This window comes from Sphingomonas sp. CFBP 13714, assembly GCF_014842205.1.
GTDB classification, from domain to species: Bacteria; Pseudomonadota; Alphaproteobacteria; order Sphingomonadales; family Sphingomonadaceae; genus Sphingomonas; species Sphingomonas aerolata.
In genome coordinates, this window is the sequence record NZ_JACYVG010000021.1 from 1 (window position 1) to 10,140 (window position 10,140).

The 10,140-nt window shown below is 58.3% G+C and carries 7 protein-coding genes; 5 read left to right on the forward strand and 2 right to left on the reverse strand.

Features of this window, described 5'->3' with window-relative positions:
- The first annotated feature begins 400 nt into the window (after window positions 1–400).
- Window positions 401–802 (forward strand): response regulator, encoded by a 402-nt coding sequence (locus IFT54_RS19960; protein ID WP_192071953.1) that lies wholly within the window; start codon window positions 401–403, stop codon window positions 800–802.
- A gap of 174 nt (window positions 803–976) precedes the next feature.
- On the opposite strand, the gene IFT54_RS19965 is transcribed toward IFT54_RS19960, so the two are convergent.
- Both IFT54_RS19965 and IFT54_RS19970 read right to left on the reverse strand, forming a co-directional pair.
- Window positions 977–3,109, reverse strand: a complete 2,133-nt coding sequence (locus IFT54_RS19965) for a S8 family peptidase (protein WP_244649335.1) — start codon at window positions 3,107–3,109, stop codon at window positions 977–979.
- A 1,124-nt stretch (window positions 3,110–4,233) separates the two neighbouring features.
- Complete coding sequence (locus IFT54_RS19970; RefSeq protein WP_192071955.1) at window positions 4,234–5,055, reverse strand: GAF domain-containing protein; 822 nt, start codon at window positions 5,053–5,055, stop codon at window positions 4,234–4,236.
- A gap of 515 nt (window positions 5,056–5,570) precedes the next feature.
- Here IFT54_RS19970 and IFT54_RS19975 point away from each other — a divergent pair.
- The 4 genes from IFT54_RS19975 to IFT54_RS21070 are packed head-to-tail and all read left to right on the forward strand — an operon-like array spanning window position 5,571 to window position 9,533.
- Window positions 5,571–6,068: a Csu type fimbrial protein gene (locus IFT54_RS19975; RefSeq protein WP_192071956.1), complete on the forward strand. Its 498-nt coding sequence runs from the start codon at window positions 5,571–5,573 to the stop codon at window positions 6,066–6,068.
- Between the two features lie 55 nt (window positions 6,069–6,123).
- Entirely contained in the window at window positions 6,124–6,813 is a 690-nt protein-coding gene (locus IFT54_RS19980; protein ID WP_192071957.1) for a fimbrial biogenesis chaperone, read from the forward strand.
- Window positions 6,814–6,823: 10 nt separating this feature from the next.
- Window positions 6,824–9,076, forward strand: coding sequence for a fimbria/pilus outer membrane usher protein (locus tag IFT54_RS19985; RefSeq protein WP_192071958.1), 2,253 nt, complete (start codon window positions 6,824–6,826; stop codon window positions 9,074–9,076).
- On the forward strand, window positions 9,048–9,533 hold the full coding sequence (locus tag IFT54_RS21070; protein ID WP_416365803.1) for a Csu type fimbrial protein: 486 nt from the start codon (window positions 9,048–9,050) through the stop codon (window positions 9,531–9,533). Before IFT54_RS19985 ends, IFT54_RS21070 begins: the two co-directional genes overlap by 29 nt.
- Window positions 9,534–10,140 lie beyond the last annotated feature (607 nt).

Genomic DNA, 10,140 nt, shown 5'->3' on the forward strand with positions numbered 1-10,140 from the left:
TTTTCTCGGGAATTGCACGAATAGCGTGGTCATTAGCCCATATTAATGCATGGTTTAGACAGTATCATTATCTGCTAGATGCCGCCCCATGATTTTTATGTTTTGGTCTATTAAAACTACAGCGGCATTGTGTGCGAAGTGCGTTATAGTTTACGATTGTCTTGGCTTATTAAAGGTAACCCATACCGATATATTGACAAGACCTGCGCCCACATCCTCTTTGCAAAGACGATCTCCCGCCGCTCTTGCCGTGCTAATTGCTATCCAAATGCAGCCAGCATTCTCAACCATGTCCGTAATCATCGAAAAATTTACAAAGGTATCGTCGCGACAAGCGCTTTTAGGGTAGCTATGCTGCCTCTTCGAGATATGATTGAAATTGGAGGTTCGGGAGTTTTTCATGATAACTGGTTACGGAATCACCATCCTGGTTGTTGACGATGAGGAAAGAATTCGCACTATGATTGGGGAGCATCTCGATGAGTGCGGGTTTAAAGTCCTTTTGGCGTGCAATGCGGATAACGCACTATCAGCTGTCAATAGTTTTCCTGAAATAGATTTAGTTATAACCGACGTTAAAATGCCAGGTGCTTTAAACGGCTTTGATTTCATTGAACGAGCATATGTGACACGACCAAGCCTTCGAACTATTGCTATGTCCGGATTTACAGAAGAAGCCCAAACTCGTCGACATGTTGCCCATCGATTTTTAAAAAAACCATTTACTATGACTTTCCTGGAAAACGAAGTCTACGGCCTTTTAAAGTCAAGACTTATTGGCGCGAATACGCTGGACAGCTAGATTGCTGATTGGATAATCCGGATCCAGGCCTATCGTTTCAACGTCGATCATCACAGCTGTGCGGTCCAGCCCCTGCGGCGCGGCGACGAGATAATAAACTGTCCGCGGCATGACTCCGCTCCGTAGTGTTTCCAACCGCGTGGATCATGGCCGACAGTCCAGCTGCCCCGCGTGTCAGAATCCGCGGTTGAAGCGTACCGCCAAACCGTAATCGGTCGGAATATTCGCAAAATTGCCGGGGTCGCGGCGCAGGAACAGGTTGGTTTCAAGTCCGCCGCCAAACGCTGGCCGGCCGTACCGGGCCTCGATATCGAGCTCGCGGCCACTTGGCGTGAGGTTCAGGCGCTGCGTGGTCCAGCCGGTTACCTGGCTGGTCGCATAGTCATAGTCGGTCGGCAGCGCGAGATCGATCCCGCCCCTTGCGACCCGCAGAGGCTGGGCGATGCGCAGGCCGATGCTGTCGGTACCGAACAGGCCCGCCTTGCCGATATCGGCTGCGAAGGCTCGGGTATGGAGCATGCCGCCGCCGTTGAGACCGCCGCGGATATGCGTTCTGGACCAGCCTTGGCGAAACGAGCCGCCGATCGACCAGCCATCGCCGCCGTCAAGCCGCGCCTTGGCATCGGCAAACCAGCTCGCTGCACGCGCAGCACCTAGCCCGGCATCGAGTCTCGCACCTAGAAACGTATTCTGCTCGCTCATCCGGGTAGCCGAGACATATGTCGACACCGCGCCGAATTGCCGATCGACACCGATCGCGACGCGCTCATAGCCTGACCGCCGCCAGCCGGTACGCGCAAATCCATCTGCCTCGCGGCGCGACAGCACATCGCCGGTTTCAATCCCCGCAGTCACGCCGAACCCACCAAACCGCTGCCGCACCGCGCTCGACGCCCGCGCGCTGCTGTCGAAGCCGAGGCCCGACATGGTAGCAACGAGAAACGCCGGTTCATACTGGTCCGTCAGCTGCGCGGTTATTGCACTCGATCCCTGCGCAACGCCAAGCCCGAACGACAGCGTCTCGCCAAGCCGTTGCGTCATCGTTGCGGCAATCGCGCGCGATTGCCCGGCGTTGAACCCGCTATTTGGACCAACGTTTGGATAAACGTCGGCCCTGGTCAGGATCGACCGCCTATTATCATTGTCTGTGCTACCTGATCCGAACCCACGCGACTTCGGCACCAACGTCACTGACGCGGTCATGCCGCCACGCGCCACGGCAACCGCCCGGGTCCTTGATTGGAGCATGCCGCCCAACGTTGACGACGGTGCACTGCGGCCGATCGTCGGGGCAAGATCGGTCGCGAAGGCACGGGCGTAACCGTCGAGGACCACCGCACCCAGCGAGCCCTGCGCGGCATCGCCCATCGGTGCCGACAGCATGCCGTTGGTGACCAACGAGATCGCAGATCTCGACCCCGCGACCGACGTCGTCCCGAGCGGCTGGAATGCGCGCGTCAGGTCGAGCACGCCATTGCCATAGATTGCGTCGACTCCTGCGGCGCCGGCATCGCGCGCACTCTTGAACAGTATGTCGACGATCTGCGCGCCACTAAGATTGGGGAACGCCTGTGCGAGCAAAGCGACGGCGCCGGAGATTTGCGGGGCGGCGAACGACGTTCCAGACCAGAGGAAATTAGCCCCGTTATTGTCCGGTGCGGGGACCCGCTCGCCGACTGCGGTGAGAAAATGTGCAGCGCCCGTGCCAGCCTTGTCACTGAACGTGGACAGCGTGTCGCCTGCACCGACCGAACCCGCGATGATCACCATGTTGCGGGCGATGCTGTCATTGGCGACATCGGTGAAGGGGTCGGGATTGTCGGTGCCGTCGTTGCCTGCCGCGATCACCACGATGATCCCGGCCAGCGTCGCCCGGCCGACTGCATCCTTCAGGCTTTGCGGCATTGCCGATCCGCCAAGCGAGATATTGATGACCTTCGCACCTGCTGTCCGCGCGGTATCGACCCCGCGGGTGATCGCATCGGTGAAGAACTTGCAGCCCGATTCGGCGTCGTCCGTGGTGCCGCCGACGCAGGTGCCGGGGCGATCCGCGCGCAACACGATCAGCGTTGAATCAAACGCGACGCCGTGCGTGCCGGTGCCATTGCGCCTCCCGGCGAGGGTGAAGGCAACGGCGGTGCCGTGCCCTCCCTCGTCGTCGATCGATGTGTTGCCGGCGACCCCGGTCGAGGCGGTGGAGATACGGCTACCGAACTCCTCGCTTTGCAGGTCGATGCCGCTGTCGATGACGCCGACGCCGATGCCCAGGCCGGTCGCACCCCTATTATAGGCTGCGAGCGCATTCATCGACACCGCACCCACCGTCGCACGATATTCGCGTGTGTCGTAATTCGTCGCTGTCGGAGCAGGTGTCGGTGTCGGTGTCGGTGTCGGAGTGGGCGTTGGTGTAGGAACAGGCGCTGGCGTGGTTGGCGGGACGGATGCGTCAGGCGGCGTCGGTGTCGAATTGATGCCACCACCACCGCCGCTGCCGCATGCACCGAGAAACAACCCGCAGCCCAATGCTGCCGATCGCAGGAGCCCCGCCTTTGTGCCGCGCATGACATCCGCCCTGTTTATCACTTGCGGTTTACTGGAATGCAAAGGGTTGCCCGATGGTTAAACTCAGGAATTTGTCGCAAATTTTTACCAGCGCAGCCGAGCTGGATCATCAGGTTCACACGGCGGTCAATTTCTGATTCACGATCCGTATTGGCACAGGAGGCTCGTATGGATAGGCGGAGCTTGATCGCGTGATTTGCGAGACCGTGTCGTTGCTGTTGTTAAGGGGGGCTATGGCACCGACGAGCGGCCCAACAGTTCGGAGTCGGCGCGGTGCGCTTTCCCAATCAACCATCCCAAACGGGAAAGGCAGCAGCGCCGCGCACGGTCCGCTATCACAGTCCGCCTTGCCATAACCGGGCCGCCCGCTTTTCTCTCCCTTCCCGCCGTTCAGCGGCCAGATATGTGGAAACCCGGTCTCAGTCACCACTGTGCGACAAACAGGGCAGACCATCCGAAAACGCATACTGGACAGGTGCGAACTCGATGGGATGTCAGAGGTGCCGGCGCCGACGCTGTTTTCATTCCAAGTCCGCTTTGATGTCGCGGGAACCGCGCACTGGTTGCCGATGGCATGATAATTGTGTCTCGGGCACCCCAGACGCGTCCTTACATCACAGTGCGAAACTTATACTGGCATTCTAAACAGCTATTCATGATACTGTGCCACCATGCCAGTCTGCCGCAGGTTCAAGCGCACCGCCCTGACCGTAACAGCCTGCTACGTAGATCAAGCACCTTAACCATTTTAACGATATGTTCGCCGGCAAACTATCATGTAATTATGCTGGCACCATCAGCAGGCCACCAGCGTTGCCAGATATCGTAATCCGCAGGCAAACGTAGTGATTGAACTCCATAGCGGACACTTACTGCTCCGAGACAATCTGCGAGCTACCACGCATACTCGGCAAGGTGGCCGGTGCTTTACGAACTGAATTGTGCACAGAAGCAAGGTCTTCATCGTTGATAGGACGATCAAAAGACAATCCGATCATGCCATTGCGGGTCCACATCGCCGTAGCAACAATAGCTACCGTGCCGATCGACAGCACAACCTCCTCCCCTCTTGGTATCAGGGCTCCTGCGACATTGATCATGGCGCCGCGAATGGAGATGTTTTGAATAGCAGCGGATACTGGTCTTTTGCCGTAGCTGCTGATCATGCCTTCCAAATCAACGCTGTGCCGGGGCGCTACCAGATCGCAATGCCCGACGATCAGGTCGTCCATCCTGGACGATATAAGGCTGGCCATCTGCCCCAGCTGACTACGGTCCGTCGCGGAAAAGTCGCTACGTGGTCGCGGGTCAGCGATACATAGTGCACCAATGTTAAACCCTAGCGCTGTTTTTAACGGTGCACCCGCGTAGAAGCGTATGAACGGGGCTGCTGTAACATAACGGTTCCCCCGAAACCGCACGTCCTTTGCGGCATCCAACACGACCATCACCTCACTTGATAATATAGTGTGTGAGCAAAATGAGTCAGTCCGACTGATCGTCGTCGCCGCAAGGCCGGCCGCTCCCTTTACGATTTGGATATCGTCCTCGATGAAGGACAGCAGGCTGATCTCAGCTTGGAACAGATTGCTGCAAAGCTGTGTGACGGAATCAAATACGCTCTGAAGGTTCTCGTCTCCGGTCGCATATTTCCGTGTTTCAGAAGCGCGGGACACTTCGTTATCTACCATTGGATAGTCTCGAACTAGCAGCATATCGTCTACCTCTCATGAGCTATTGGTGCTGCTCCCGGGCTCTTTTAAAAAAGGTAAATCACCCTTTCCGGTTTGAAAAGTACGCCCATTTGAGATTGTGGGCACCTCACAGACAAGTATGACGGTTCTAGCTAACCGCCACTACGCGCCTGTGCGCACCATCCACATCACGCTTTTGTAATAGAGCCGGTCGTCGCCTGCAGGTTAACAGCCACTCCCGGTTCTGACGCCACCAGGGCGCCGATCGGTGCGCACCCCCCACCCCAAATCCGCTCGCCCAAAGCCGCTTGAAAAGACAGCTTTGACCCTACCAATCAGACGCACCAATCTTATCCACGCGGCTTAATCCGTAAGTGCTGCGGTTTTGAACAACCAAATCGAAACGGGTGTATTATCGAAACGATGAGTTTCGCGTTTTTCTATTGATTACGGTTTTTTAATATTTGCGAGGCCATTTTTGCCTGGAACAAAGTTTCTCCAGGAGATTTGCCGTGAAGAAGGGCCTCTACGCGCTCGCGCTGACATGTTGCTTGATGGTTGGAAATACGTCCGCCATTGCTGCAACCGCCAATGGTGTTCTTACTATTCAAGCCACCGTAGTTGCGGCTTGCGCAGTAGGCAGCGGCACGCTGGTTTTTGGCACAATCGATCCGGCACTCGGCACATCCAGTCCTGCCAACGCCAATGTAAACGTTACCTGCACCCAGGGAACACCGTTCTCGATCGGCCTGAGCGACGGCAGCAATGCATCGGGCACTCAGCGCCGAATGAAGGGCGCAAGCCAATCCCAGTTTCTCTCCTACGAACTTCACCGCGACAGCGCTGGGTTGCAGCGGTTCGGTGACAGCGTCACGTCGCAGCGCCTGACCGGCCAGACGGGGCTCGGAGCGATCGCCAACACGATTGCAATTTATGCCTCGATAGCCGCTGGGCAGAGTGCTCCAGCGGATACGTATTCGGATACCGTTCCCATCACGGTCTACTACTGAGCCTGCGCTCGTGCGATCTCTCCTACTAGGCTCGCTGCGACCGGCCACGGCGCTATTGCTGCTGCTGGGGCCGGGCACCGTAGGCGCGCAGGCGCCTGGCGGCAGCCTGTCGGTTGCGCCGGTACAGCTTTCCCTGACAGGGTTGGCACGTAGCGTCTCGACGATCGTCAGCAACCCTGGGACCAGCCCGATTACCGTTCAGGTTAGGCTCTATCGCTGGACGATGAAGGGTGAAGAGGAGGTCTATAGCCCCGTCGATGATGCAGGCTTTAGTCCGCCTATGTTTCGACTTGAGCCACGGGGGACGCAATCGGTCCGCATTGTCGCCAAGGTTCCGCCAGGGCCTGTCGAACGCAGCTATCGGCTGGTCGTTGACCAGTTGCCGCTTGCTGGTGCAGCGGGCCAACTTCAGCTCCCGGTGCGCATGGTTCTTCCGGTGTTCGTCGAGCCCGCGGCGGGCGTGCCTCGGTCGTCGTCATTGGAATGGAGCGCCCGGCAGGACACCCAGACGCAACGCATCAGCATCAGCGTCAGGAACCGCGGGTCAGTGCATGTCCGGCTCGTTGAGCTGACCGCTCAGGCGGGAGACAAGCCGACCGTCGTTGCTTCCGGTCTCGCCGGGTACGCGCTTGCGGGTCAGGAACGGGCGTGGAGCTACAAAGCCGACAGCTCACCGAAAAGCGTGACGATCACTGCCCGCGACGGAGCCAAGCTCTTACGCGTGCTGATCCCAGTCACGCGTTGATGAGGACGGCTTGGCCGCGTTCATTCTGGCGCTCGCGATCTCGGCGACGCTTCTCCCCTCGATCGGAGCCCCTCCCCCGATTGAGGCTAGCACCCCCGCGACGCAAGAGAAGGTGTTTGCACAAGTCTGGATCAACGGGATCGACACGGGTCTCGTCGTCGAGTTTTCGGGCCAAAGCGACAATCTCCTCGCAAGCGGGGACGATCTTCAGGCGCTTGGAATCGACGCAGCCGAAGGTGCAGCACTGATCCCACTGCGCAGCATCGCCGATCTAACCTACCACCTCGATCAGGCAACGCAGACTGTGCATATCCGTGTCGCGGCCACCAGGATGCGCCGTGCCATGATCGAAGTTCCGACCGTCGCTGCGGAAGACGTGCTGCCGGCATGGGGAGGGCTGCTTAACTACGCGATCTACGGGGATGACCGCGGCAACGGTGGCGTCTCCGGCGAGCTCCGCCTCTTCGGCCCTGCAGGCATCCTTTCCACCGGTCTCTTGGCACGCCGGGGCTTAGGCGCGCGTGGCCTAAGCGTCCGGCGCCTGGAGACTCGCTACGTCCTCGAAAATCCACGTACCGCACGAAGACTGACCGTAGGTGATTTTGTGAGCTCCGACGGTTCAGCTGATGGTGCCATTCGGGCAGGCGGGATCCAGCTTTCGACAGACTTCACGTTGCAACCTGATTTAGTAACCGCACCGATGCCGGATATCGTAGGCGGCGACGGCGTGCCGTCGACCGTTGATTTGTACGTGAATGGCGTTCGCCGACTGTCCGAAGATGTTCAAAGCGGACGGTTCGCCGTTTCCAATGTGCCGATGGTCGACGGAGCAGGCAAGGTTTCACTGCTCGTGCGCGATGTGCTTGGGCATGAAACTGTGCAGCAAATATCGTTTTATGGCTCGCAGCAGTTGCTGCGTCGGGGACTGAACGCCAGTTCTGTCCAGGCCGGGCTCCTACGATCGAACGCGTTTTCGCGCGGCGACAGGTACGGCGCTGCGTTCGCATCCGGTACCATTCGCCGCGGATTGAATAACCGGTCAACAGGCGAAGCGCGCATAGCGCTTGCCAACGCTGTGCAGGTGGCAGGCGCAGCCATGACCACCAAACTGAGCGAGTTCGGCATTGCTTCGATCAGCGGTGACATCTCGCATTCCACCCACCGGGCGGGCGGCCAGATCGGCGCGTCATTTAGGCGCGACGATCACCGCATGTCTATCTTTGCAGTAGCTCAAAAAAGTTTCGGGAGCTTCGAGACACTGGCGAGTCAGGGCATCTCGCAGAAGGGTTGGAGGCTCCAGGCAGGCGGGTCCTGGCAGTCGGTTGTGACCGGTGGCTTTTCGCTTTCCGCAACCATGTTGCACGCTGATCGTGTTACGACACGTATTCTCGCAGCAAGTTGGTCACGCCCCGTCGGCACGCGTTTCTCTGCATTCGCGAATGTGGTCGGGTCGCGGACGAGACAATCTGGACTTTTTGCTTCAGTCGGGATTACCGTCGTGCTTTCGCCCCGATCGACAGCCATCGTCCAGGCAAGCCGTGATGAACGGGGCATGGCGGGGTCGGCAAGTTGGTCACGTTTCGGTGAAGCAGATCGGGGAACGGACTTGCGAACAAGTGTCGCCACGGCGCCCGGCCGACGGTCGTCCGTGATTGGCGGCGCCACCATGCGTGGGGATCTGGGGGAGGTTGGAGCTGACATCCAGCTCGAGGGTCGTCGGGTAGCCGCTCGTGCGTTCGCGTCCGGTGCTGCGATCTGGATGGGTGGCAGACCTGTATTGACGGCAAATGTCGGACAGAGCTTTGCCTTGGTGCAGGTGGGCAAGCCCGATGTTGCCGTAACTCTTGAGAACAGGCCCGCTGGTCGGACACGAAAAAACGGCAGCCTGCTTATCCCTAATCTGCCCGCCAATGCGGCTGCAAGGATTGCACTCGACTATGATGCTATCGATCTCGATCACGACACGGCACGGGCGGACAGGATCGTGCGCATCCGTAGGGCAGGCGGAGCGATCGTACGCATTCCCGTTCGTCCGGTGCGCGCTGCAACAATCCACATCGTTTCGGAACAGGGCATGCCGATGCCGCTGGGATCGATTGTCCGACAGCTTGATGGCCGCGAGGACGTGGTGGGCTACGATGGCGTCGCCTATCTTACCGATATTCCAGTCGAGGTTTCAGCAGAGGTTCAAAACGGAGACGATCGCTGCCACATCAACTTCTTTCGCAACACCAGTGACCCGGTTGTCTGTAAACCGGTTTAGGTCGCTCGGCTTCTTCTGTGCAGTCGCATGTGCGGCGTTGCCGTCTGCTGCGCAGGCCGTGTCGTGTAGTGTGTCCACGCGCGCGGCAAACTTTGGTGTGTACAATCCCCTGCAGGCCACGCCACTCTCGACCACGGCCGCGATCGACGTCGCCTGCACCTGTACGGTTTTGGACTGTGTCGCCTTCGGCTACCGGATAGAAGTGTCAGGAGGGCAGTCGGGAAGCACCGCCGCACGCGAAATGGCCGCTCAAAATGGCCGTCTGCGGTACAATTTATACTCTGATCCTGCATTCACGACGGTTTGGGGGACCGGGAGCGCCGGGTACGGCGCGCTATATCTGATTGCGTTATTTGGCTCCAAACAGGTCTTGACGGCCTACGCGCGTATCCCGGCCGGGCAGACTGTGCCTGCCGGCTCTTACACAGACAGTCCGGTCGTCACCATCGTCTACTAATGTTGGAACCAAATCCGCGCTGCTACGCTTAGCGTGCCTCGAAGGGGTATGCGGTGCGCATTGGTTTTAGTTTAGCAGTTGCTACGTTCATAGCGTTGCCGGCCTCGCCGCTCCTCGCCGCGAGCGCGACAGGAACGCTAAGCGTTAGCGCTGTGGTCATAGACCGGTGTGCCGTCTCGACCGATCGCGTGCATCGCTCCGCCGTAACATGCAATGGCGTTGTGCCCCCATACAAGGTCCAAGACGTTGGCAGTTCGGCCTCTGGCACCCGATTAAAAACCCGCAGAATTGTTTTTTTCTGAAAAGTTGTTGGTGCCCACGTGCGCCCTCATCGTTTACTGCCTAGCTCACCTATCTAAGGTCGAGACGTCGCTAATTTAGCGCGAGCTTCACAAATCTACGGTAAAATGCTGTTGTTTAGCAATCTTAGAACCCGCCCTCGTAAAGCTTATTCTTTCAATCAATGTGACGCCAAGTCATAATTGAACCGCAGTCTTTGACATAGCAAAAGATTTAATATCGCAACGACCGCTTAAAATATCTCCGCTCCTACGGCGTGCGACAGCGTGAGATCAAACAATTAATTAGTTGTTTTTCGGGGGGGGGG